Source organism: Nocardioides sp., from assembly GCF_036274455.1.
In the GTDB taxonomy this organism is placed as follows: Bacteria; Actinomycetota; Actinomycetes; order Propionibacteriales; family Nocardioidaceae; genus Nocardioides.
In genome coordinates this window covers 42,675-64,348 of record NZ_DASUFR010000246.1, presented here as the reverse complement: position 1 = coordinate 64,348, position 21,674 = coordinate 42,675, and the positions used below count along the sequence as shown (strand labels likewise).

Sequence of the window (21,674 nt, the reverse complement as noted above, 5' to 3'; positions counted from 1 at the left end):
GCGGGGAGAGCAGCACCAAGGCAGCACCACCCAGACAGCGGCACGCAGACGAGAAGGACGAGAGAGACCTATGGCGGGACAGAAGATCCGCATCAGGCTCAAGGCCTATGACCACGAGGTGATCGACACCTCGGCGCGCAAGATCGTGGACACCGTGACCCGCACGGGTGCACGCGTCGCCGGCCCCGTGCCGCTGCCGACGGAGAAGAACGTCTACTGCGTCATCCGCTCGCCGCACAAGTACAAGGACTCGCGCGAGCACTTCGAGATGCGCACCCACAAGCGGCTCATCGACATCCTCGACCCCACGCCGAAGACCGTCGACTCGCTGATGCGGCTCGACCTCCCGGCCGGTGTCGACATCGAGATCAAGCTCTGAGGTTCGAGAGATGACCATCGAACGCAATGTGAAGGGGCTGCTGGGCACCAAGCTCGGCATGACCCAGCTGTGGGACGAGAACAACCGCATCGTCCCGGTGACCGTGATCGCCGCCGGCACCAACGTCGTGACCCAGGTCCGGACCCCCGAGAAGGACGGCTACAACGCCATCCAGGTCGGCTTCGGCGAGATCGAGGGCCGCAAGGTGACCAAGCCGCGCGCCGGCCAGTTCGCCAGCGCCGGCACCACGCCGCGGCGCCACCTCGTCGAGATCCGTACGACGAGCGCGGGCGAGTTCACCGTGGGCCAGGAGCTCCCGGTCGACACCTTCGCCGCGGGTGAAGAGATCGACGTGACCGGCACCAGCAAGGGCAAGGGCTTCGCCGGCACCATGAAGCGCCACGGCTTCGCCGGTGTCTCGGCCTCGCACGGTGCCCACCGCAACCACCGCAAGCCGGGCTCGATCGGCGCCTGCGCCACGCCGGGCCGCGTGTTCAAGGGCGTGCGGATGGCCGGCCGGATGGGCTCCGACACCGTCACCACCCAGAACCTCACCGTCCACGCGGTCGACGCCGACAAGGGCCTGATCCTGGTCAAGGGCGCCGTGCCCGGGCCCAAGGGCGGCCTGGTCGTGATCCGCTCGGCCGCCAAGAAGGCCGTTCCGGCTACTACTGGGGAGGCCTGAGCATGCCCGCCAAGACTTCCAAGGTCGACCTGCCCGCCGAGATCTTCGACGTACCGGTCAACATCCCGCTGATCCACCAGGTCGTGGTGGCCCAGCAGGCCGCCGCCCGCCAGGGCACGCACGCCACCAAGACCCGCGGCGAGGTCCGTGGCGGTGGCCGCAAGCCCTACAAGCAGAAGGGCACCGGCCGCGCCCGCCAGGGCTCGATCCGCGCCCCCCAGTACGCCGGTGGTGGCGTCGTGCACGGCCCGCAGCCGCGCAGCTACGACCAGCGCACGCCCAAGAAGATGAAGGTCGCCGCGCTCCGTGGCGCCCTGTCCGACCGGGCGCGGGACGGCCGGATCCACGTCGTCGACGGCTTCGGCCTGGGCGACGCCCCGTCCACCAAGACCGCGCTGGCCGCGCTGCGCGCGATCAGCGACCGGCACCGGTTCCTCGTGGTGCTCGAGCGCACCGACGCCATCACCTGGCTGTCGCTGCGCAACGCCCCCGAGGTGCACATCGTGGCCGTCGACCAGCTCAACACCTACGACGTGGTCGCCTCCGACGACGTGGTGTTCACCCGGGGCGCGTTCGACGCGTTCGTGGGTGAGCGCAGCGCCGAGGAGAAGGCCGCCGAGGACAAGGCCGAGGAGAAGGCCGAGGACAAGGCCGAGGAGAAGGCCGAGGAGAAGGTCGAGGAGAAGCCGGCCAAGAAGGCCGCGGCCACCAGGACCACCACCAAGAAGGCCGCCGCGAAGCCCGAGGCCGAGAAGGCCGGGGCCGAGGAGCAGGCCGACCAGGCCGAGGCCGACACCGCTGAGGAGGAGTCCGAGTGAGCACCCTGCACAAGGACCACCGCGACGTACTGATCGCGCCGGTCGTCTCCGAGAAGAGCTACGGCCTCCTCGACGCCAACAAGTACACGTTCCTGGTGCACCCCGACGCGAACAAGACCGAGATCAAGATCGCGGTCGAGAAGGTGTTCAACGTCAAGGTGACCGCGGTCAACACGCTCAACCGCCCGGGCAAGACCCGGCGGACCCGCACGGGGCTCGGCCGGCGCAAGGACACCAAGCGCGCCATCGTGAGCCTGGCCGTGGGCGACCGCATCGACATCTTCGGAGGACCGGTTTCCTGATGGCCATTCGCAAGTACAAGCCGACCACCCCGGGCCGCCGCGGCTCGTCGGTCGCCGACTTCGTCGAGATCACCCGGACCACGCCGGAGAAGTCCCTGACCAGGCCGCTGCCCAAGAAGGGCGGTCGCAACAACCAGGGCCGGATCACCACCCGTCACCAGGGCGGTGGCCACAAGCGTGCCTACCGCATCATCGACTTCCGGCGCTACGACAAGGACGGCATCCCGGCCAAGGTCGCGCACATCGAGTACGACCCCAACCGCACCGCCCGGATCGCGCTGCTGCACTACGCCGACGGCGAGAAGCGCTACATCATCGCGCCGAAGGACCTGCGCCAGGGCTCGGTCGTCGAGTCGGGCCCGAACGCCGACATCAAGGCGGGCAACAACCTGCCGCTGCGCCACATCCCGGTCGGCACCACGATCCACTGCATCGAGCTGCGGCCCGGTGGCGGTGCCAAGATCGCCCGCTCGGCGGGCAACAGCGCCCAGCTCGTGGCCCGCGAGGGCTCGCGCGCGACGCTGCGGATGCCGTCCGGTGAGATGCGGTTCGTCGACGTCCGCTGCCGCGCCACCGTGGGCGAGGTCGGCAACGCCGAGCAGTCCAACATCAACTGGGGCAAGGCCGGCCGGATGCGCTGGAAGGGCAAGCGCCCGACCGTCCGAGGCGTCGTGATGAACCCCGTCGACCACCCGCACGGCGGTGGCGAGGGCAAGACCTCCGGTGGCCGCCACCCGGTCTCCCCGTGGGGCCAGCCCGAGGGTCGTACGCGCAAGCGCAAGGCCTCCGACGCCCAGATCATCCGTCGCCGCCGCACCGGCAAGGGTAGGAAGTAGCAAACATGCCTCGCAGCCTGAAGAAGGGCCCCTTCGTCGACGGCCACCTGGAGAAGAAGGTGGACGCCGAGAACGAGAAGGGCAGCCACAACGTCATCAAGACGTGGTCGCGCCGCTCGATGATCATCCCCTCGATGATCGGCCACACCATCGCCGTCCACGACGGCCGCAAGCACGTGCCGGTGTTCATCACCGACTCGATGGTCGGCCACAAGCTCGGCGAGTTCGCGCCCACCCGCACCTACCGAGGTCACGTCAAGGATGACCGGAAGGGTCGGCGTCGATGACTCACCCCACCCGATTCTTCGCTCCTCCCGCTTCGCTCCTCCCGCGAACAACCGATTGGGGACCCCGGAAATGAGCGCCACCGAACGCCAGCGCACCAGCGCCCGCCGCGAGTCGCTGCTCGGCGACCGTCCGGGTGCCTTCGCGAGCGCCCGCTACGTCCGGGTGACGCCGCTGAAGGCGCGCCGGGTCGTTGACCTCGTCCGGGGTCTCCCCGTCGACCAGGCCCTGGCCACCCTCGAGTTCGCCCCGCAGGCGGCCGCCGAGACCGTCCACAAGGTCCTGCGCTCCGCCGTCTCCAACGCCGAGACGACCGAGGGCCTCGACACCCACGACCTGGTCGTGTCGGCGGCGCACGTCGACGAGGGTCCGACGATGAAGCGGTGGCGGCCGCGGGCCCAGGGCCGGGCCACCCGCATCAACAAGCGGACCAGCCACATCACGCTCGTCGTGGAGCCGGCCGAGGTCGCCCCGCCGCCGGTCAAGAAGGCTCCGGCCAAGAAGGCCCCCGCCAAGAAGACCACCACGAAGGCCGCCGAGCCGGCGAAGAAGGCCGCGGCCAAGAAGACCACCACCAAGAAGACGGCTGCGAAGAAGGCTGTCGAGACGACTGGAGAGGATGCCTGATGGGCCAGAAGATCAACCCGAACGGGTTCCGGCTCGGCATCTCCACCGACCACAAGTCCCGCTGGTACGCCGACAAGCTCTACAAGAGCTACGTGGGCGAGGACGTCGCCATCCGCAAGCTGCTCTCCAAGGGCATGGAGCGGGCCGGCATCGCCAAGGTCGAGATCGAGCGCACCCGCGACCGCGTCCGGGTGGACATCCACACCGCGCGTCCGGGCATCGTGATCGGCCGCCGTGGCGCCGAGGCGGACCGCATCCGCGGCGAGCTCGAGAAGCTCACCGGCAAGCAGGTCCAGCTCAACATCCTCGAGGTCAAGAACCCCGAGGTCGACGCCCAGCTGGTCGCCCAGGGCGTGGCCGAGCAGCTGTCGGGCCGCGTGCAGTTCCGCCGGGCGATGCGCAAGGCGATGCAGACCACGATGCGCTCGGGTGCCAAGGGCATCCGGATCCAGTGCTCGGGCCGGCTCAACGGCGCCGAGATGTCGCGCACCGAGTTCTACCGCGAGGGCCGTGTCCCGCTGCACACGCTGCGCGCCGACATCGACTACGGCTTCTACGAGGCCCGCACGACCTTCGGCCGGATCGGCGTGAAGGTCTGGATCTACAAGGGCGAGGTCGCCGGCACCCGCGCCGAGCGCCAGGCCCAGGCCGCTGCCCGCGCCGGCGTCCCCGGCCGCGGTGGCCGCCCGGCCCGGGGCGGCGAGCGCCCCAGCCGCGGCACCCGTCCGAGCCGTTCGGACCGCGAGGGCGGTGCCCCCGAGGCGCCGGCCGCCGAGGCTCCGGCCGCGGACGCGGCTCCCAGCACCACTGCCGGAACGGAGGGCTGAGCGATGTTGATGCCGCGACGGATCAAGCACCGCAAGCAGCACCACCCCAAGCGGACCGGTGCCGCCAAGGGCGGCACCCGGCTGGCCTTCGGCGACTTCGGCATCCAGGCCGTCGAGGGACACTACGTCACCAACCGCCAGATCGAGTCGGCCCGTATCGCCATGACCCGGCACATCAAGCGTGGTGGCAAGGTCTGGATCAACATCTACCCCGACCGTCCGCTGACCAAGAAGCCCGCCGAGACCCGGATGGGCTCCGGCAAGGGCTCCCCCGAGTGGTGGATCGCCAACGTCAAGGCCGGCCGCGTGATGTTCGAGCTCTCGGGCGTCGACGAGCACACGGCCCGCGAGGCGATGCGCCGCGCGATGCACAAGCTGCCGATGAAGTGCCGCTTCATCACCCGAGAGGCTGGTGAGTTCTGATGGCGTCCGGGACCAAGGCGCACGAGCTCGACGAGATGAACGACGTCGACCTCGAGACGCGGCTGCGCGAGGCCAAGGAGGAGCTGTTCAACCTCCGCTTCCAGGCGGCCACCGGCCAGCTCGAGAGCCACGGCCGGCTTCGCACGGTCAAGAAGGACATCGCCCGGATCTACACCGTGGTGCGCGAGCGCGAGCTCGGCATCCGGGTGGCTCCCGGCAGCAACGACGACGACAACGAGGATGGTGCCGCATGAGCGAGCAGCCCGCCGAGGCCGGCGCGCCCGCCGAGGCCGCGACGCCCGAGCGCAACAGCCGCAAGGTCCGCGAGGGTCTCGTGGTGAGCGACAAGATGGACAAGACCGTCGTGGTCGTCGTCGAGGACCGCGTCAAGCACGCGCTCTACGGCAAGGTCATGCGCCAGACCGCGCGGCTGAAGGCCCACGACGAGCAGAACGAGTGCGGCGTCGGTGACCGGGTCCTGCTGATGGAGACCCGGCCGCTGTCAGCGACCAAGCGCTGGCGCGTCGTTCAGGTACTGGAGCGAGCGAAGTGATCCAGCAGGAGAGCCGACTCAAGGTGGCCGACAACACCGGCGCCAAGGAGATTCTGTGCATCCGTGTCCTCGGTGGCTCGGGCCGGCGCTACGCCGGCATCGGTGACACCATCGTGGCCACGGTCAAGGACGCGATCCCCGGCGGCGGCGTCAAGAAGGGCGACGTCGTCAAGGCGGTCGTCGTGCGCACCGCCAAGGAGCGTCGCCGTCCGGACGGGTCCTACATCCGCTTCGACGAGAACGCTGCGGTGATCCTCCGCCAGGACGGCGAGCCGCGCGGCACCCGCATCTTCGGCCCGGTGGGCCGCGAGCTGCGTGACAAGCGGTTCATGAAGATCATCTCGCTCGCACCGGAGGTGCTGTGATGACCCGCAAGGCCGACCAGCCCAAGAAGGGGCTGAGCATCAAGAAGGGCGACACCGTCAAGGTGATCGCCGGTCGCGACAAGGGCGCCGAGGGCAAGGTCATCGGCGTGCTCCGCGAGGAGCAGCGGGTGATCGTCGAGGGCGTCAACCGCGTCAAGCGGCACACCAAGGTCGTCAACCAGGGCGGCCGGGCCGGCACCACCGGCGGGATCATCACCGCCGAGGCGCCGATCCACGTCTCCAACGTGATCCTGGTCGACGGCAAGGACGTCACCCGCGTCGGGTTCCGCCGCGACACCGTCACCAAGCGCCGCCCCGACGGCTCGACGTACGCCGCCGAGCGCAGCGTGCGCATCTCCCGCAAGACCGGCAAGGACATCTGATGACCGACACCGCTACGGAAACCACCGAGGCCACCGAGGCGCCGGCGAAGCCCGCGCGTCCGTCGTCCTCGGCGCCCGTGACCCCGCGCCTCAAGCAGCGCTACCGCGACGAGATCGTCCCGGCCCTGCGCTCGGAGTTCGAGATCGCGAACCCCATGCAGGTGCCCGGCCTGGTCAAGATCGTGGTCAACATGGGCGTGGGCGAGGCCGCTCGCGACTCCAAGCTGATCGAGGGCGCCGTCAAGGACCTCACCGCGATCACCGGCCAGAAGCCGCTGGTCACGAAGGCCCGCAAGTCCATCGCGCAGTTCAAGCTGCGCGAGGGGATGCCGATCGGTGCGCACGCCACGCTGCGCGGCGACCGGATGTGGGAGTTCCTCGACCGGCTGCTGTCGCTGGCGCTGCCCCGCATCCGCGACTTCCGCGGCCTCTCGCCGCGGCAGTTCGACGGCAACGGCAACTACACCTTCGGTCTCACCGAGCAGGTCATGTTCCACGAGATCGACCAGGACCGGATCGACCGCAGCCGCGGCATGGACATCACGATCGTGACCACGGCGACCAACGACGACCACGGCCGGGCGCTGCTCAAGCACCTTGGCTTCCCCTTCGCGGAGCGCTGAGGAGAGAGCAAATGGCGAAGACTGCACTCAAGGTCAAGGCGGCCCGCAAGCCCAAGTTCGCGGTCCGCGGCTACACCCGCTGCCAGCGCTGCGGCCGGCCCAAGGCCGTCTACCGCAAGTTCGGCCTCTGCCGGATCTGCCTGCGCGAGATGGCGCACCGCGGCGAGCTGCCCGGCGTGACCAAGTCGAGCTGGTAACCACCCACCACACGTCACAGGTCCGCGGCACCGACCCCGGAAACCAGACGAGAAGGAACACCCAACCATGACGATGACCGACCCGATCGCAGACATGCTGACCCGTCTGCGCAACGCCAACCAGGCCTTCCACGACACCGTGTCGATGCCGCACAGCAAGATCAAGCAGGGTGTCGCGGAGATCCTGCAGCAGGAGGGCTACATCACCTCGTTCTCGGTGCAGGAGCCGGAGGAGGGCCAGGTCCAGAAGACGCTGACCATCACCCTCAAGTACGGCCGCAACCGGGAGCGCTCGATCGCCGGCGTGCGCCGGATCAGCAAGCCCGGGCTGCGCGTCTACGCCAAGCACACCGGGCTTCCCAAGGTGCTCGGCGGCCTCGGCGTCGCGATCATCTCGACCAGCCAGGGGCTGCTCACCGACCGTCAGGCCAACCAGAAGGGCGTGGGTGGGGAAGTCCTCGCCTACGTCTGGTGACGAGAGACCAGGAGGAGAAACAGCAATGTCGCGCATCGGCAAGCTCCCCGTCCCGGTCCCGGCCGGCGTGGACGTCCAGATCGACGGCAACGTGGTGACCGTCAAGGGCCCCAAGGGCACCCTGAGCCACACCGTGGCCGCCCCGATCACCGTCGAGAAGGGCAGCAACGAGGAGGGCGTCAACGTCCTCGACGTCAAGCGCCCCGACGACGAGCGGCTCAGCAGGTCCCTGCACGGCCTGACCCGCACCCTCGTCAACAACATGGTCGTCGGTGTCACCGACGGCTACGAGAAGCGGCTCGAGATCGTCGGCGTCGGCTACCGCGTCCTGTCCAAGGGACCGACCCAGCTGGAGTTCCAGCTCGGCTACAGCCACCCGATCATCTTCAACGCTCCCGACGGCATCACCTTCGCGGTCGAGAACCAGACGCGCTTCGGCGTCCAGGGCATCGACAAGCAGCTGGTGGGCGAGGTGGCGGCCAACATCCGCAAGCTCCGCAAGCCCGAGCCCTACAAGGGCAAGGGCGTCCGGTACGCCGGCGAGCACGTCCGCCGCAAGGTCGGAAAGGCTGGTAAGTGACCCATGGCGATCTCGCTCAAGCAGCACAAGCACACCGCGGCGCGCGTCAGGTCCCGGCTGCGCCGGCAGGCCCGCGGCCGCAAGAAGGTCGCCGGCACCGCCGAGCGTCCGCGCCTGGTCGTCACCCGCTCGTCGCGACACATCAGCGCCCAGGTGGTCGACGACGCCGTCGGCCGGACGCTGGTCCACGCCTCCACCATGGAGAGCGACCTGCGCGCCACGTCCGGTGACAAGACCGACAAGGCCAAGCTGGTCGGCGGCCTGATCGCCGAGCGGGCCAAGGCCGCCGGCATCGAGGGCGTGGTCTTCGACCGCGCCGGCAACCAGTACCACGGTCGCGTGGCGGCCCTGGCCGAGGGTGCGCGCGAGGGTGGTCTGAGGTTCTGATGACGACCCCGAACAGCATCCACACGACGTACGAGATGGAGACCCAGTCATGAGCGGACCCCAGCGCGGAAACCGCGGCGGCGACCGGCGTGGTGGCCGCGACGACCGTCGCGGCGGCCAGGGCGCCGACAAGACCGCCTACGTCGAGCGCGTCGTCGCGATCAACCGCGTCGCCAAGGTCGTCAAGGGCGGCCGCCGGTTCAGCTTCACCGCCCTCGTGGTGGTCGGTGACGGCGACGGCATGGTCGGCGTCGGCTACGGCAAGGCCAAGGAGGTGCCGGCCGCCATTGCCAAGGGCGTGGAAGAGGCCAAGAAGCACTTCTTCCGGGTGCCCCGCATCCAGGGCACGATCCCGCACCCCGTGCAGGGCGAGAAGGCGGCCGGTGTCGTGCTGCTGCGCCCCGCCGCTCCCGGTACCGGCGTGATCGCCGGCGGCCCGGTGCGTGCCGTGCTCGAGTGCGCCGGCATCCACGACGTGCTGAGCAAGTCGCTCGGCTCGTCCAACCAGATCAACATCGTCCACGCGACCGTCGAGGCGCTCCGCATGCTCGAGCAGCCCGAGACCGTCGCCGCCCGTCGTGGCCTCCCGGTCGAGGACGTCGCCCCGGCGGCGCTGCTCAAGGCCCGGGCCGAGCAGCCGGCCCCCGCGCCGGCGGAGGTGACCGCCTGATGGCTCAGCTCAAGGTCCAGCAGAAGCGATCGACGATCGGTTGCAAGGCCAACCAGCGCGAGACCCTGCGCACCCTCGGCCTGAAGCGGATCGGCGACGTGGTCGTCAAGGAGGACCGACCCGAGATCCGGGGCATGGTCCACACCGTCCGTCACCTCGTGACGGTCGAGGAAGTGAACTGAGATGACGCTCAAGCTCCATCACCTGCGCCCCGCCCCCGGTGCCAAGACCGCCCGGACCCGCGTGGGTCGCGGTGAGGCCTCCAAGGGCAAGACCGCCGGCCGCGGAACCAAGGGCACCAAGGCCCGCTACCAGGTCAAGGCCAGCTTCGAGGGTGGCCAGATGCCGATCCACATGCGGCTGCCGAAGCTGAAGGGCTTCAAGAACCCGTTCAGGGTCGAGTTCCAGGTCGTCAACCTCGACCGGCTCGGCGAGCTGTTCCCCGAGGGTGGCCAGGTCACCGTCGACGAGCTCGTGGCCAAGGGGGCGGTCCGCGACGGCCACCCGGTCAAGGTGCTCGGTCAGGGCGACATCTCGGTCAAGGTCGACATCACGGCCCAGGCGTTCTCCGCCTCGGCCAAGGAGAAGATCGAGGCCGCCGGCGGAACCGTCACGGTCGCCTGACCGTTCCCATTGACGGGCCCGTGTGCCCGCTGGGTTAGGCTTCCGAGGTCGTCCGACGGCTCGGAAGACAGGCTGAACAGGAACAGAGGTAAACGGTGCTGACCGCGTTCGCGAACGCCTTCCGGACTCCGGACCTGCGGCGCAAGCTGCTCTTCGTCCTGATGATCATCGTGATCTTCCGGGCGGGCTCGCAGATCCCTGCGCCGGGCGTCAACGTCGCCAACGTCCAGTCGTGCATCAACGACGTCAACGACACCGGCGTCTACAACCTGATCAACCTGTTCTCCGGTGGCGCGCTGCTGCAGCTGACCATCTTCGCGCTCGGGATCATGCCCTACATCACGGCGAGCATCATCCTGCAGCTGCTGGTGGTGGTGATCCCGAGGCTGGAGGCCCTCAAGAAGGAGGGCCAGTCCGGCCAGACCAAGATCACCCAATACACGCGCTACCTGACGCTCGGCCTGGCGCTGCTCCAGGCCACCGGCATCGTGGCCCTGGCCCGCTCCGGCAACCTGCTGCAGGGCTGCAACAAGAGCCTGCTGCACGACGACGGCACCCAGACCTACCTGGTCATGGTCGTCACCATGACCGCCGGCACCGCGGTGATCATGTGGCTCGGCGAGCTCATCACCGAGCGCGGCGTCGGCAACGGCATGTCGATCCTGATCTTCACCCAGGTCATCGCCACCTTCCCGGCCACGCTGTGGGCGGTCGGCAAGGACAAGGGCTGGTGGACCTTCACCCTGGTCATGGTGATCGGACTGGTCATCGTGGCCGCGGTCATCTTCATCGAGCAGGCACAACGCCGGATCCCCGTCCAGTACGCCCGGCGGATGGTCGGCCGCAAGATGTTCGGCGGCAGCTCGACCTACATCCCGCTGAAGGTCAACCAGGCCGGCGTCATCCCGGTCATCTTCGCCTCGTCGCTGCTCTACCTGCCGGCGATGGCGGCCCAGTTCAACCAGAACAGCAGCTCTGAGTGGGTCAAGTTCATCAACAACTACCTCGTGCGCGGTGACCACCCGGGCTACATGGCGTTGTACTTCCTGCTCATCGTGTTCTTCACCTACTTCTACGTCTCGATCACCTTCAACCCACAAGAGGTGGCCGACAACATGAAGAAGTACGGCGGCTTCATCCCCGGGATCCGGGCGGGCAAGCCGACCGAGGACTACCTGTCCTACGTCCTGTCCCGCATCACGTTGCCGGGCTCGCTCTACCTCGGTCTGATCGCCCTGATCCCCCTGATCGCACTCGTGATCGTCAACGCGAACCAGCGCTTCCCGTTCGGAGGCACGTCGATCCTCATCATGGTCGGCGTCGCCCTCGACACCGTGAAGCAGATCGAGAGCCAGCTCCAGCAGCGGAACTACGAAGGGTTCCTCCGCTAGTGAGCTACGAATGCGCCTGCTGATCATGGGCCCGCCCGGCGCGGGCAAGGGGACCCAGGCCAAGCACGTCGCCGAACGCTTCAAGATCCCGGCCATCTCGACCGGCGACATCTTCCGGGCGAACGTCTCCCAGGGCACGCCCCTGGGGATCGAGGCCAAGCGCTACATGGACGCCGGCGAGTACGTCCCCGACGAGCTGACCAACCTCATGGTCCGCAACCGGATCGACGAACCCGACGCCGTGTCGGGCTTCCTGCTCGACGGCTACCCGCGCACGCTGGCGCAGGTCGAGGAGCTCGACGGGATGATCAAGTTCACCGGCCACCGCCTCGACGCGGTGGTGGTGCTGACCGTCGACCGTGACGAGATCGTCTCCCGGCTCCTCCAGCGGGCCCAGGTCGAGGGCCGCGCCGACGACACCGAGGACGTCATCCGGCGCCGCCAGGAGGTCTACGCCGAGGAGACCGAGCCGCTCATCGAGATCTACCGCGACCGGGGCATCGTGATCGAGGTGGACGGCATGGGCGAGGTCGCCGAGGTCACCCAGCGCATCTTCGACGCCCTCGACGCCGTCCCGGAGTCCTGAGCCCCCTACCAACGATGGGCTGGCGGGACCGGGGGGTCGAGGTCAAGGCGCCTGAGCAGGTGGCGTCGATGCGCGCGGCCGGGCTGGTCGTCTGCCGCACCCTCGAGGTGCTCCGCGGTGCCGTGCGCCCCGGGGTGACCACCCGGGAGCTCAACGAGATCGCCGACGACGCCATCCGCACGGCCGGGGCGGTCCCGTCGTTCCTCGGCTACCAGGGCTACCCCGCCTCCATCTGCACCTCGGTCAACGACGAGGTCGTGCACGGGATCCCGGGCGACCGCGAGCTGCGCGAGGGCGACCTGCTCTCCATCGACTGCGGTGCGATCGTCGACGGCTGGCACGGCGACGCGGCCGTCACGGTGCCGGTCGGAGAGGTGGGCGAGGACCTGCTCACCCTGGTCGCCGACACCGAGGCGGCGCTGTGGGCCGGGATCGCCGCGGCGCGGGTCGGCGGCCGGGTCGGTGACATCTCCGCGGCGGTGGAGGGGCGGCTGCGCGAGGAGGGCCGCTACGGGATCGTCGAGGACTACACCGGCCACGGCATCGGCACCGCGATGCACCAGCCTCCCGACGTACCCAATGTCGGCCGGCCCGGCCGCGGCGCCCGTCTGGTCCCCGGCCTGGCCCTCGCGGTCGAGCCGATGGTCACCCTCGGCGGCCACGAGACCGAGGTGCTCGCCGACGAGTGGACCGTGGTCACCGCCGACGGGTCCTGGGCCGCCCACGTCGAGCACACCTTCGCGCTCACCGAGCGAGGCGCCTGGGTCCTCACCGCTCCCGACGGCGGCGAGGAGCGGCTGAGCGCCCTGGGGATGCCCTACGGCGGTGACTAGCCCTATAGGGTGACCTTGCGGGAGGGGAGTACTCCTTCGCCGCGGGATTCGTCAGCACGAGCGCGCGCCACCGATGACGGGGTGCGCTCCGGGCCCGCGGGCCGCGCCGGACACGAGTGACCGGGGTGGTGGAAGAGACCTTCGGTGGTCCTTTCGTCCCCTCACAGGAGTGTTCTTGTGGATGTCCCTGCTTGGCTCTGGTGGGCCACGATCATCGTCCTGGTCGGGTTCCTGCTTGTCGACGTACTCATCATCGGCCGCCGGCCGCACGTGCCGACCACCCGGGAGGTCTCCCGCGACCTCGCGTTCTACATCGGCCTCGCGGTCCTCTTCGGGATCGGCGTCTGGGTGTTCGCCGGCGGGGAGTACGGCGGTGAGTTCTTCGCCGGCTGGCTGACGGAGTACTCGCTCTCGGTCGACAACCTGTTCGTCTTCATCATCATCATGACCAGGCTGCAGGTGCCCCGGCAGTACCAGCAGACCGCGCTGCTGGTCGGCATCGTCATCGCCCTGGTGATGCGCGGCATCTTCATCGCCGTCGGCGCGGCGGCGATCAACCAGTTCAGCTGGATCTTCTACCTCTTCGGGCTCTTCCTGATCTGGACGGCGTACAAGCTTGTCAAGGACGACGACCTCGACGAGACCCAGTACGACGAGCCGCGGATCGTGAAGTTCGCCCGCGACCACCTGCAGGCCACCAGCGAGTGGAACGGCGTGAAGCTGTTCGCCCGGGTCAACGGCAGCCGGGTGATCACCCCGATGTTCATCGTCGTGCTCTCTTTGGGCGTGACCGACCTGCTGTTCGCGCTCGACTCGATCCCCGCGATCTACGGCCTGACCGACGAGCCCTACCTCGTGTTCACCGCGAACGTGTTCGCCCTCATGGGGCTGCGCCAGCTCTACTTCCTGATCGGTGACCTGCTCAAGCGGCTGGTCTACCTCTCCTACGGCCTCGCGGTGCTGCTCGCGTTCATCGGCGTGAAGCTGATCCTGCACGCGCTGCACGAGAACGAGCTGCCGTTCGTCAACGGCGGGGAGCCCGTGCACCGGGCGCCCGAGCTCCCGATCTGGGTCTCGCTGATGACCATCGTCCTCATCCTCGGCGTCACCACGGTCGCGAGCCTGGCCAAGGACGCGCGGGACCGCCGGAATAGCACCGAGTCCAGCGCTGGTTGACGTGGAGTGAGCTCGTTGTCCCTCTCCGTCCTCGACCTGGTGCCGGTGCGCACCGACCAGGCGACCGCCGACTCGGTGGCGGCCACCCTCGCGCTGGCCCGGACCGCGGATGAGCTCGGCTACCGCCGCTACTGGCTGGCCGAGCACCACAACATGCCGGCCGTGGCGGCCACCAACCCGCCGGTGCTGGTCGGCCTGGTCGCCTCGGCCACCGAGCGGATCCGGGTGGGCTCGGGAGGCGTCATGCTGCCCAACCACGCCCCGCTGGTCGTGGCCGAGCAGTTCGCGCTCCTCGAGGCGGCCCACCCGGGCCGTATCGACCTCGGCATCGGTCGGGCGCCCGGGACCGACCCGGTCACGTCGTTCGCGCTCCGGCACGGCGCCGGCGGCGTCACCGACGAGGCGGTCTCCCGGTTCCCGGAGTACGTCGACAACGTGCTGGCGATGATGGAGCCCGCAGGTGTCGGGCTCACGGTGGGTGGCCGCACCCATGAGCTGCGGGCCACGCCTGCGGCCCGGAGCGTCCCGACGATCTGGCTGCTCGGCTCCTCGGACTACTCCGCCCGGCTGGCCGCCGAGAAGGGCATGCCCTACGTCTTCGCCCACCACTTCAGCGGCTCCGGCACCGCCGAGGCGCTCGAGCTCTACCGGTCCGGCTTCCGGCCCTCGCCCGAGCTGGCCGAGCCCCGGACCTTCCTGACCGTCAACGCGGTGGTGGCCGAGTCCGCGGAGGAGGCCGAGCGGCTGGCGCTGCCGAACCTGCTGATGATGGTCGCGCTGCGCACCGGGGCCCCGCTCGGCCCGCAGCTGCTGGTGGAGGAGGCCGAGAAGGCCCTGGTCGAGGGCAGCGTTCCCGACGCGCACCGGGCGCTGATGGACGCCATGCGCTCCCGCTGGGTCGTGGGTGACCCCGCTTCGGCGCGGGCCGGGCTCGAGGAGCTTGCCGCGACGTACGCCGTGGACGAGGTGATGGTGCACCCGGTCGCCGCCGCCCACGTCGGCACCGATCCGGCCCGCAGCCCGGCCCGGGAGGAGACCCTGCGGCTGCTGGCCGGCTGACGGAGCCGCTGAATTGGGGTTTGGAGGCCCGCCGCACTAGACTGGTTCGTCGGCCCAACATGGGTCTGTCCTTGTGCGCCTCGCGGCTGCCCGGACACAGCGTACGACTTCGCTCAGAGCGGGTCAGACGTGTGCCGGGAATGAGACGCCTCGGACGGCTGCATGAGGTCCACCCCGACCGGAGACGGTCAGGGAGGTTCGCGGGCCGCCGGTAGACACAGTCGGACGACAACCACCAAAGGGAGACATGCCGAAGAAAGAAGGCGTGATCGAGATCGAGGGCACCGTCGTGGAGGCCCTCCCCAACGCGATGTTCCGTGTGGAGCTGAGCAACGGGCACAAGGTTCTCGCCCACATCAGCGGCAAGATGCGCCAGCACTACATCCGGATCCTCCCCGAGGACCGCGTGGTGGTGGAGCTCTCGCCCTACGACCTCACCCGGGGTCGCATCGTCTACCGCTACAAGTAACACCCCCCTCCAGCCGACCCAGAAAGGGCTGACATGAAGGTCAACCCGAGCGTCAAGCCGATCTGTGACAAGTGCAAGGTGATCCGTCGCCACGGCCGCGTCATGGTCATCTGCGAGAACCCGCGCCACAAGCAGCGCCAGGGCTGAGCAGAGCCTCACAACTCAATAGCCACCATCGTGATCGCTAGTCCGCCGTAGGCGGATGAAGCCACCTCCGGAGCAGACGGCCGGAGCCCGCACCGACGAGGTCCGGGACGCGACACGACCGACACCGCTGCGAACCAGGCAAGGAACCCACACATGGCACGCCTCGTTGGCGTCGACCTCCCGCGCGACAAGCGCATCGAGGTCGCACTCACCTACATCTTCGGCATCGGTCGAACCCGCGCCCAGCAGGTGCTGGCCGCGACCGGGGTCAACCCCGACGCCCGCGTCCACGAGCTCGGCGACGCGGAGCTGGTCAAGCTTCGCGACGAGATCGAGGCCAACTTCAAGATCGAGGGTGACCTCCGTCGCGAGGTCCAGGCCGACATCCGGCGCAAGATCGAGATCGGCAGCTACCAGGGCCGCCGGCACCGCCAGGGCCTCCCGGTCCGCGGTCAGCGCACCAAGACCAACGCGCGCACCCGCAAGGGTCCCAAGCGCACCGTGGCCGGCAAGAAGAAGGCGAAGTGATCTAGAGATGCCCCCCAAGACTCGCGGGACCGCCAAGAAGGTCCGTCGCAAGGAGAAGAAGAACGTCGCCCAGGGCGAGGCCCACATCAAGAGCACGTTCAACAACACGATCGTCACGATCACCGACCCGACCGGTGCGGTGATCTCGTGGGCCTCCGCCGGCACCGTCGGCTTCAAGGGCTCGCGCAAGTCCACCCCGTTCGCCGCGCAGATGGCCGCCGAGGCCGCCGGCCGCCGGGCGATGGACCACGGCATGAAGAAGATCGACGTCTTCGTCAAGGGCCCGGGCTCGGGCCGCGAGACCGCGATCCGCTCCCTGGGTGCCATCGGCCTCGAGGTCGGCACCATCCAGGACGTCACGCCCACCCCGCACAACGGATGCCGCCCGCCCAAGCGCCGGCGCGTCTGACCCCGAGACCACGAGGAGTTCTTAAACCATGGCCCGCTACACCGGCCCCATGACCAAGAAGTCGCGCCGTCTCGGTGTCGACCTCGTCGGCGGCGACGCGGCTTACGAGCGTCGTCCCTACCCGCCGGGCCAGCACGGCCGCGGCCGGATCAAGGAGAGCGAGTACCTCCTGCAGCTCCGTGAGAAGCAGAAGGCCCGCTACACCTACGGCGTCCTCGAGAAGCAGTTCCACAACTACTACACCGAGGCCTCGCGCCGTCCCGGCAAGACCGGCGACAACCTGCTCCAGCTCCTGGAGTGCCGCCTGGACAACGTGGTCTACCGTGCCGGCTTCGCCCGGACCCGTCGCCACGCCCGCCAGCTGGTGACCCACGGCCACTTCAAGGTCAACGGCAAGAAGGTCGACATCCCGTCGTACCAGGTCTCCGCGCACGACGTCATCGACGTCCGGGAGAAGTCGCTGGAGATGACGCCGTTCATCGTGGCTCGCGAGACCCACGGCGAGCGCCACGTCCCGGCGTGGCTCGAGGCGCTGCCGAACCGGATGCGGATCCTCGTGCACTCGGTCCCGGTCCGCGCGCAGATCGACATCCCGGTCCAGGAGCAGCTCATCGTCGAGTACTACTCGAAGAAGTAGTCGCGACCCCCACAAAATTCAACAGCCTCAACAACTCCGCCACCGCATGTTCGGGTCCGTCAAATAGCGGTCGGACCCGGAAAGGAAAGATCCAGTGCTCATTGCACAGCGCCCCACCCTGTCGGAGGAGTCCGTCGACGAGTTCCGCTCGCGGTTCGTCATCGAGCCGCTGGAGCCCGGCTTCGGCTACACGCTCGGCAACTCGCTGCGCCGCACGCTGCTCTCCTCGATCCCGGGTGCCTCGGTCACGAGCATCCGCATCGACTCCGTGCTGCACGAGTTCTCGACCATCGAGGGCGTCAAGGAGGACGTCACCGAGATCATCCTCAACCTCAAGGGCCTCGTCGTCTCTTCCGAGCACGACGAGCCGGTCACCATGTACCTCCGCAAGTCCGGTGCCGGTGACGTGACCGCGGCCGACATCACCCCGCCGGCCGGGGTCGAGGTCCACAACCCCGACCTCAAGATCGCCACCCTGTCAGACAAGGGCAAGCTCGAGATGGAGCTGGTGGTCGAGCGCGGCCGCGGCTACGTCTCCGCGGTCCAGAACAAGGGTGCCGACAACGAGATCGGCCGGATGCCGGTCGACTCGATCTACAGCCCGGTCCTCAAGGTGACCTACAAGGTCGAGGCCACTCGTGTCGAGCAGCGCACGGACTTCGACAAGCTGGTCATCGACGTCGAGACCAAGCCGTCGATCCGTCCGCGCGACGCCATCGCGTCGGCCGGCAAGACGCTGGTCGAGCTCTTCGGCCTGGCCCGGGAGCTGAACGTCGAGGCCGAGGGCATCGACATCGGCCCGTCGCCGGTCGACGAGCAGCTGGCCGCCGACCTCGCCCTCCCGGTCGAGGACCTCCAGCTGACCGTCCGCTCCTACAACTGCCTCAAGCGCGAGGGCATCCACACCGTGGGTGAGCTCATCAGCCGCTCGGAGCAGGACCTGCTCGACATCCGCAACTTCGGTGCCAAGTCGATCGACGAGGTCAAGGCCAAGCTGGCCGAGATGGGACTCTCGCTCAAGGACAGCGCGCCGGGCTTCGACCCGCACGCGGCCCTGGCGGCCTACAGCGACGAGGACTACGACGACGCGTACGTCGAGGACGAGCAGCTGTAACTCCATCCGAAATCGGCCCGTCCGGGCCGTCTACCCCGGTACCTGACACGGCCGGAGAGAAACGAGAGACACCATGCCCACTCCCAAGAAGGGTGCCCGCCTGGGCGGCAGCCCCGCCCACCAGAAGCTGATCGTCTCGAACCTCGCCACGGCGCTGTTCGAGCACGGCCGGATCACCACCACCGAGGCGCGCGCCCGCGTGCTCCGGCCGGTCGCCGAGAAGCTGATCACCAAGGCCAAGCGGGGCGACCTGCACAACCGGCGCGAGGTCCTCAAGACCATCCGCGACAAGTCGGTGGTGCACGTGCTGTTCACCGAGATCGCGCCGAGCTTCGCCGAGCGGCCGGGTGGCTACACCAGGATCACCAAGATCGGTCCCCGCAAGGGCGACAACGCCCCCATGGCGGTCATCGAGCTGGTGACCGAGAAGTACGACCCGAAGCCGGCTCGCAGCAAGGCCAAGGCCGAGCCGGCCAAGAAGGCAGAGCCCACCAAGCAGGTCGAGCCCGAGCCCGCAGACGAGGCTCCGACCGAGCTCGCCGACGAGGCGTCTCCCGAGGAGAGCGTGATCGCCGAGGCGCAGGCCGAGGAGGCCGAGGCTCAGGAGGCCGAGACCGCCGACGAGACCCCGGCCGACGAGGCCGAGGCCGACGGGGCCCCGGCCGACGAGGCCGAGGCCACCGAGGAGTCCGACGAGGACGCCGACAAGGCCTGAGCCGCCGAGCACCCGCTGACCCGCCCGTACCGCACGGGCGGGTCAGCGCATCTCGGGGCACTTGTGACGGATCCGTGGGTGGGCGGCCGCGCGCGTAGCACGCCGCAGCCCGCCCTCAAGGATGCCTTCGGCACCGCTGCGCGGCGCCTGCGGCGTCCTTGACGGCGAGACGCGATCCGGTAGGCGCGCGGGCACCCACGGATCCGTCAGAAGAGCCCAATCCGCGGTGCAAGTCGCCGAACCCGAACCTGGCGTACGCGCGCGGCCGCCCACTCACCCACCGGTCAGTCACAAGAGTCGCGTTCGGGGGTTGTCGCGGTCCCCGTGCTGGAGCATCGTGGGGTCGAGGAGGTGAACGATGCAAGCGAAGATCGGTGACCACCTTGTCGTGGAGGGGCGGACCGACCACGATCAGCGACGGGAGGGCGAGGTTATCGAGGTGCGCGGTGAGAACGGCGCGCCGCCCTACCTCGTTCGCTGGTCGGACGGCCACGAGGGGCTGACCTATCCGGGCTCCGACGCCCACGTCGTGGCGGCTCGCTGACGCACGACCCGCTGGACCCGTTCGTTGGCCGGGGTCGGCACGCCGTGCAGCCGGCCGAGCAGCACGATCTCGCCGGCCCGGTAGTCGACCTCGGTGTCCGGCCTGCCGCGAGCCAGGCTCTGGCCCAACGAGTTCGGCCCGTCCACGTCCGGTCTCGAGTGGAGCAGATTGCCGCGGCGGGCCAGGTCGTCCTGGTGGCTGACCAGCGGTACGCCGGCCGCGGCGAGCACCGCCTCGGCCTCGGCGCGGACCAGTGGCTTCAGCTCCTCCGCCTCGTCGGGCAGCACCGCCGAGACGTCACCGACGGCGTTGGTCACGAGCTTGCGGTACTTCCACGCCATGATGTCGGCCCGCGTCACGGACTCGAAGCCCGCTGACCTGAGGTCGGCGGCGACCCGCTCGGCCACCTCGTCGGTGCCGTCCGGGTAGCGGCCGATGTCGAGGATCCCAGGCACCGGGTGGCACCCCTGGACGACGGTCCCGGGCTCGAGGTGCAGTGAGGGCAGCATCACCGTGATGCCGTAGGTCGCCGCGAAGAGCCGTAGGACGGCCGGCTCGTTGGCCACGCCGTTCTGTGCGCAGACGACCGGGGTGTCCGGAGGCGCGAACCGGGCCAGGTCGGCGAGGGCAGCCCCGGTCTGGTGCGACTTCACGGCGAGGACGACGACGGGGCCGGGCCGCCAGTCGACGCCGGCCACCGAGTCGGTGGCCGCGGCCCGGACCACGTCGACACCCTCGGCCGTGTCCAGCCGCAACCCGTCGGCACGGATCCGGGCCAGGTGCTCGCCGCGAGCGACCAGCGTGACGTCGTGACCGGCCAGGTGCAGCCGCGCGCCGATCACCCCACCGACGGCCCCGGCGCCGTAGAGGACGAAGGAGCTCATAGGGCCTCGGGCCGGCTCTTGGACCAGGCGAGGTAGGCGAGCATCCCGGCTCCGGAGATGACGAGCACTGTCCCGACGATGGCCAGGACCTGGATGTCCTGGGAGAGGCCGATCGCCGCGCACACGAGGCCGGCGACGAGGTCGCTCGCACCCATCAGGCCGAGGACCCGGGAGTTCTGCACGACTGAGCCGGACACGCGGCGATCATCCCATCCCTCGTGGTAGAGACAGCGCATGGAGCGCGGCGTGCTGGTCGTGGGGGAGTCGGTGGTCGACGTGGTGCGCACCCTCAGCGGCGACCTCCACGAGTACGCCGGCGGCAGCGCGGCCAACGTGGCCGTCGCCCTGGCGCGGCTCGGCCGGCCGACCCGGCTGGCCACCAGCTTCGCGCGCGACCGTCACGGCGAGATGATCGCCGCGCACCTCGAGCACGCCGGGGTCGACCTGGCCTGCGACCCGGCGGTGGTCGACCGCACGTCGACGGCCCAGGCGACGCTCGGGACCGAGGGCGGGGCGACCTACACCTTCGACATCGACTGGCGGCTGTCCCCGGTCCCCGACGACGAGGATCCCCTGGTCGCGCACACGTGCTCGCTGGGTGCGGTGCTGCTCCCCGGCGCCGACGACGTGCTCGCACTGCTCACCCGGCTGCGGGACCGGGCGACGATCACCTACGACGTCAACGCCCGCCCCGCGGTGACCGGGACCGGCGCCGCCGTCGCGGCCCGCGTCGAGCGGATGGCCGCCGTGGCCGACCTGGTCAAGGCCAGCGACGAGGACCTCGAGACGCTCCACCCCGGCCGGCCGCACGCTGAGTCCGCCGCCGCGCTGCTGGCGCTCGGCCCGGCCGCCGTCGTCGTCACCAGAGGCGCCGAGGGCGCGCTCTGGCTGGACCGCGTCGGGACGGTCGAGGTCGAGCCGAGGCCGGTGCAGGTGGCGGACACGATCGGGGCCGGCGACACCTTCGGCGCCGCCCTGCTCGACGCGCTCTGGGAGCGCGGCCGGCTGGGTGCTGAGGCCCGCGCGGCGCTGGCCGCGCTGCCGCGTCCCGAGGTCACCGCGGTGCTCGAGCACGCCGCCCGCGCCGCGGCCGTCACCGTGTCACGGCCCGGTGCCGACCCGCCCTACCGCCACGAGCTCTGA

At 69.5% G+C, this 21,674-nt stretch carries 35 protein-coding genes and 2 pseudogenes; 35 read left to right on the top strand and 2 right to left on the bottom strand.

The genetic code is table 11. From position 1 onward, the window contains the following. Positions 1–70: 70 nt before the first annotated feature. The 34 genes and pseudogenes from rpsJ (at position 71) to VFV89_RS23730 (ending at position 19,647) form a co-directional block, all read left to right on the top strand. Positions 71–379 (top strand): 30S ribosomal protein S10, encoded by a 309-nt coding sequence (gene rpsJ, locus VFV89_RS23895; protein WP_028650479.1) that lies wholly within the window; start codon positions 71–73, stop codon positions 377–379. Positions 380–389: 10 nt separating this feature from the next. Beyond that, positions 390–1,064, top strand: a complete 675-nt coding sequence (gene rplC, locus VFV89_RS23890; RefSeq protein ID WP_329708494.1) for a 50S ribosomal protein L3 — start codon at positions 390–392, stop codon at positions 1,062–1,064. A gap of 2 nt (positions 1,065–1,066) precedes the next feature. Beyond that, positions 1,067–1,654: pseudogene (gene rplD, locus VFV89_RS23885) on the top strand (50S ribosomal protein L4); the annotation flags it as partial. A 224-nt stretch (positions 1,655–1,878) separates the two neighbouring features. Further along, positions 1,879–2,184, top strand: a complete 306-nt coding sequence (gene rplW, locus VFV89_RS23880) for a 50S ribosomal protein L23 (protein ID WP_329708492.1) — start codon at positions 1,879–1,881, stop codon at positions 2,182–2,184. Next, the gene (rplB, locus tag VFV89_RS23875; RefSeq protein WP_329708491.1) at positions 2,184–3,020 is read left to right on the top strand and encodes a 50S ribosomal protein L2; all 837 of its coding nucleotides are present in this window, start codon (positions 2,184–2,186) and stop codon (positions 3,018–3,020) included. Before rplW ends, rplB begins: the two co-directional genes overlap by 1 nt. 5 nt (positions 3,021–3,025) lie before the next feature. After that, a complete protein-coding gene (gene rpsS / locus VFV89_RS23870; protein ID WP_329708490.1) occupies positions 3,026–3,307 on the top strand; it encodes a 30S ribosomal protein S19 in 282 nt (93 codons plus the stop codon). A gap of 70 nt (positions 3,308–3,377) precedes the next feature. Then, positions 3,378–3,836, top strand: a pseudogene (gene rplV / locus VFV89_RS23865) (50S ribosomal protein L22); the annotation flags it as partial. A gap of 95 nt (positions 3,837–3,931) precedes the next feature. Further along, on the top strand, positions 3,932–4,759 hold the full coding sequence (gene rpsC, locus VFV89_RS23860; protein ID WP_329708488.1) for a 30S ribosomal protein S3: 828 nt from the start codon (positions 3,932–3,934) through the stop codon (positions 4,757–4,759). A gap of 3 nt (positions 4,760–4,762) precedes the next feature. Continuing rightward, positions 4,763–5,182 carry a 50S ribosomal protein L16 gene (rplP, locus tag VFV89_RS23855; protein ID WP_329708487.1) on the top strand — a complete coding sequence of 140 codons (420 nt, stop codon included), beginning with the start codon at positions 4,763–4,765 and terminating at the stop codon, positions 5,180–5,182. After that, complete coding sequence (gene rpmC / locus VFV89_RS23850; RefSeq protein WP_329708486.1) at positions 5,182–5,436, top strand: 50S ribosomal protein L29; 255 nt, start codon at positions 5,182–5,184, stop codon at positions 5,434–5,436. Before rplP ends, rpmC begins: the two co-directional genes overlap by 1 nt. Beyond that, complete coding sequence (gene rpsQ, locus VFV89_RS23845) at positions 5,433–5,735, top strand: 30S ribosomal protein S17 (RefSeq protein ID WP_329708485.1); 303 nt, start codon at positions 5,433–5,435, stop codon at positions 5,733–5,735. The genes rpmC and rpsQ overlap by 4 nt, the downstream gene beginning before the upstream one ends. Then, positions 5,732–6,100: a 50S ribosomal protein L14 gene (gene rplN, locus VFV89_RS23840; protein WP_329708484.1), complete on the top strand. Its 369-nt coding sequence runs from the start codon at positions 5,732–5,734 to the stop codon at positions 6,098–6,100. Before rpsQ ends, rplN begins: the two co-directional genes overlap by 4 nt. Continuing rightward, a complete protein-coding gene (gene rplX / locus VFV89_RS23835; protein ID WP_329708483.1) occupies positions 6,100–6,483 on the top strand; it encodes a 50S ribosomal protein L24 in 384 nt (127 codons plus the stop codon). Before rplN ends, rplX begins: the two co-directional genes overlap by 1 nt. Then, the gene (gene rplE / locus VFV89_RS23830; RefSeq protein ID WP_329708482.1) at positions 6,483–7,106 is read left to right on the top strand and encodes a 50S ribosomal protein L5; all 624 of its coding nucleotides are present in this window, start codon (positions 6,483–6,485) and stop codon (positions 7,104–7,106) included. The genes rplX and rplE overlap by 1 nt, the downstream gene beginning before the upstream one ends. 11 nt (positions 7,107–7,117) lie before the next feature. Then, a complete protein-coding gene (locus tag VFV89_RS23825) occupies positions 7,118–7,303 on the top strand; it encodes a type Z 30S ribosomal protein S14 (RefSeq protein ID WP_011757321.1) in 186 nt (61 codons plus the stop codon). 67 nt (positions 7,304–7,370) lie between these two features. Then, a complete protein-coding gene (gene rpsH / locus VFV89_RS23820; RefSeq protein WP_329708481.1) occupies positions 7,371–7,778 on the top strand; it encodes a 30S ribosomal protein S8 in 408 nt (135 codons plus the stop codon). A gap of 25 nt (positions 7,779–7,803) precedes the next feature. Further along, positions 7,804–8,358, top strand: coding sequence for a 50S ribosomal protein L6 (gene rplF, locus VFV89_RS23815; protein WP_329708480.1), 555 nt, complete (start codon positions 7,804–7,806; stop codon positions 8,356–8,358). Positions 8,359–8,361: 3 nt separating this feature from the next. Next, positions 8,362–8,745, top strand: coding sequence for a 50S ribosomal protein L18 (gene rplR / locus VFV89_RS23810; RefSeq protein ID WP_329708479.1), 384 nt, complete (start codon positions 8,362–8,364; stop codon positions 8,743–8,745). 49 nt (positions 8,746–8,794) lie between these two features. Continuing rightward, complete coding sequence (rpsE, locus tag VFV89_RS23805) at positions 8,795–9,415, top strand: 30S ribosomal protein S5 (protein ID WP_329708478.1); 621 nt, start codon at positions 8,795–8,797, stop codon at positions 9,413–9,415. Then, a complete protein-coding gene (gene rpmD, locus VFV89_RS23800; RefSeq protein ID WP_329708477.1) occupies positions 9,415–9,597 on the top strand; it encodes a 50S ribosomal protein L30 in 183 nt (60 codons plus the stop codon). Before rpsE ends, rpmD begins: the two co-directional genes overlap by 1 nt. Position 9,598: 1 nt before the next feature. Continuing rightward, positions 9,599–10,039 (top strand): 50S ribosomal protein L15, encoded by a 441-nt coding sequence (gene rplO / locus VFV89_RS23795; RefSeq protein ID WP_329708476.1) that lies wholly within the window; start codon positions 9,599–9,601, stop codon positions 10,037–10,039. A 95-nt stretch (positions 10,040–10,134) separates the two neighbouring features. Further along, on the top strand, positions 10,135–11,430 hold the full coding sequence (gene secY / locus VFV89_RS23790) for a preprotein translocase subunit SecY (protein ID WP_329708475.1): 1,296 nt from the start codon (positions 10,135–10,137) through the stop codon (positions 11,428–11,430). A gap of 10 nt (positions 11,431–11,440) precedes the next feature. Further along, on the top strand, positions 11,441–12,016 hold the full coding sequence (locus tag VFV89_RS23785) for an adenylate kinase (RefSeq protein ID WP_329708474.1): 576 nt from the start codon (positions 11,441–11,443) through the stop codon (positions 12,014–12,016). Between the two features lie 14 nt (positions 12,017–12,030). Beyond that, a complete protein-coding gene (gene map, locus VFV89_RS23780) occupies positions 12,031–12,849 on the top strand; it encodes a type I methionyl aminopeptidase (RefSeq protein ID WP_329708473.1) in 819 nt (272 codons plus the stop codon). 177 nt (positions 12,850–13,026) lie between these two features. Beyond that, positions 13,027–14,025, top strand: coding sequence for a TerC family protein (locus VFV89_RS23775; protein WP_329708472.1), 999 nt, complete (start codon positions 13,027–13,029; stop codon positions 14,023–14,025). A 6-nt stretch (positions 14,026–14,031) separates the two neighbouring features. Further along, a complete protein-coding gene (locus VFV89_RS23770; RefSeq protein WP_329708471.1) occupies positions 14,032–15,084 on the top strand; it encodes an LLM class flavin-dependent oxidoreductase in 1,053 nt (350 codons plus the stop codon). 247 nt (positions 15,085–15,331) lie between these two features. Continuing rightward, complete coding sequence (gene infA / locus VFV89_RS23765) at positions 15,332–15,553, top strand: translation initiation factor IF-1 (RefSeq protein WP_011757309.1); 222 nt, start codon at positions 15,332–15,334, stop codon at positions 15,551–15,553. 33 nt (positions 15,554–15,586) lie between these two features. After that, positions 15,587–15,700 carry a 50S ribosomal protein L36 gene (gene rpmJ / locus VFV89_RS23760; protein WP_004008316.1) on the top strand — a complete coding sequence of 38 codons (114 nt, stop codon included), beginning with the start codon at positions 15,587–15,589 and terminating at the stop codon, positions 15,698–15,700. A 153-nt stretch (positions 15,701–15,853) separates the two neighbouring features. Further along, complete coding sequence (rpsM, locus tag VFV89_RS23755; RefSeq protein ID WP_329708470.1) at positions 15,854–16,228, top strand: 30S ribosomal protein S13; 375 nt, start codon at positions 15,854–15,856, stop codon at positions 16,226–16,228. Between the two features lie 7 nt (positions 16,229–16,235). Beyond that, positions 16,236–16,637 carry a 30S ribosomal protein S11 gene (gene rpsK / locus VFV89_RS23750; protein WP_298510109.1) on the top strand — a complete coding sequence of 134 codons (402 nt, stop codon included), beginning with the start codon at positions 16,236–16,238 and terminating at the stop codon, positions 16,635–16,637. Between the two features lie 28 nt (positions 16,638–16,665). Next, the gene (gene rpsD, locus VFV89_RS23745) at positions 16,666–17,274 is read left to right on the top strand and encodes a 30S ribosomal protein S4 (RefSeq protein WP_329708469.1); all 609 of its coding nucleotides are present in this window, start codon (positions 16,666–16,668) and stop codon (positions 17,272–17,274) included. Between the two features lie 94 nt (positions 17,275–17,368). Further along, positions 17,369–18,388: a DNA-directed RNA polymerase subunit alpha gene (locus VFV89_RS23740; RefSeq protein ID WP_329708468.1), complete on the top strand. Its 1,020-nt coding sequence runs from the start codon at positions 17,369–17,371 to the stop codon at positions 18,386–18,388. 73 nt (positions 18,389–18,461) lie between these two features. After that, on the top strand, positions 18,462–19,103 hold the full coding sequence (rplQ, locus tag VFV89_RS23735; protein WP_329708467.1) for a 50S ribosomal protein L17: 642 nt from the start codon (positions 18,462–18,464) through the stop codon (positions 19,101–19,103). Positions 19,104–19,461: 358 nt separating this feature from the next. After that, complete coding sequence (locus VFV89_RS23730; RefSeq protein WP_329708466.1) at positions 19,462–19,647, top strand: DUF1918 domain-containing protein; 186 nt, start codon at positions 19,462–19,464, stop codon at positions 19,645–19,647. Here VFV89_RS23730 and VFV89_RS23725 read toward each other — a convergent pair. Further along, a complete protein-coding gene (locus VFV89_RS23725; protein WP_329708465.1) occupies positions 19,608–20,531 on the bottom strand; it encodes a 2-dehydropantoate 2-reductase in 924 nt (307 codons plus the stop codon). The two genes, VFV89_RS23730 and VFV89_RS23725, sit on opposite strands and share 40 nt — an antisense overlap. Next, the gene (locus VFV89_RS23720) at positions 20,528–20,728 is read right to left on the bottom strand and encodes a hypothetical protein (RefSeq protein ID WP_329708464.1); all 201 of its coding nucleotides are present in this window, start codon (positions 20,726–20,728) and stop codon (positions 20,528–20,530) included. The genes VFV89_RS23725 and VFV89_RS23720 overlap by 4 nt, the downstream gene beginning before the upstream one ends. Positions 20,729–20,765: 37 nt before the next feature. Here VFV89_RS23720 and VFV89_RS23715 point away from each other — a divergent pair, with 37 nt between their 5' ends. Next, complete coding sequence (locus VFV89_RS23715; protein WP_329708463.1) at positions 20,766–21,674, top strand: PfkB family carbohydrate kinase; 909 nt, start codon at positions 20,766–20,768, stop codon at positions 21,672–21,674.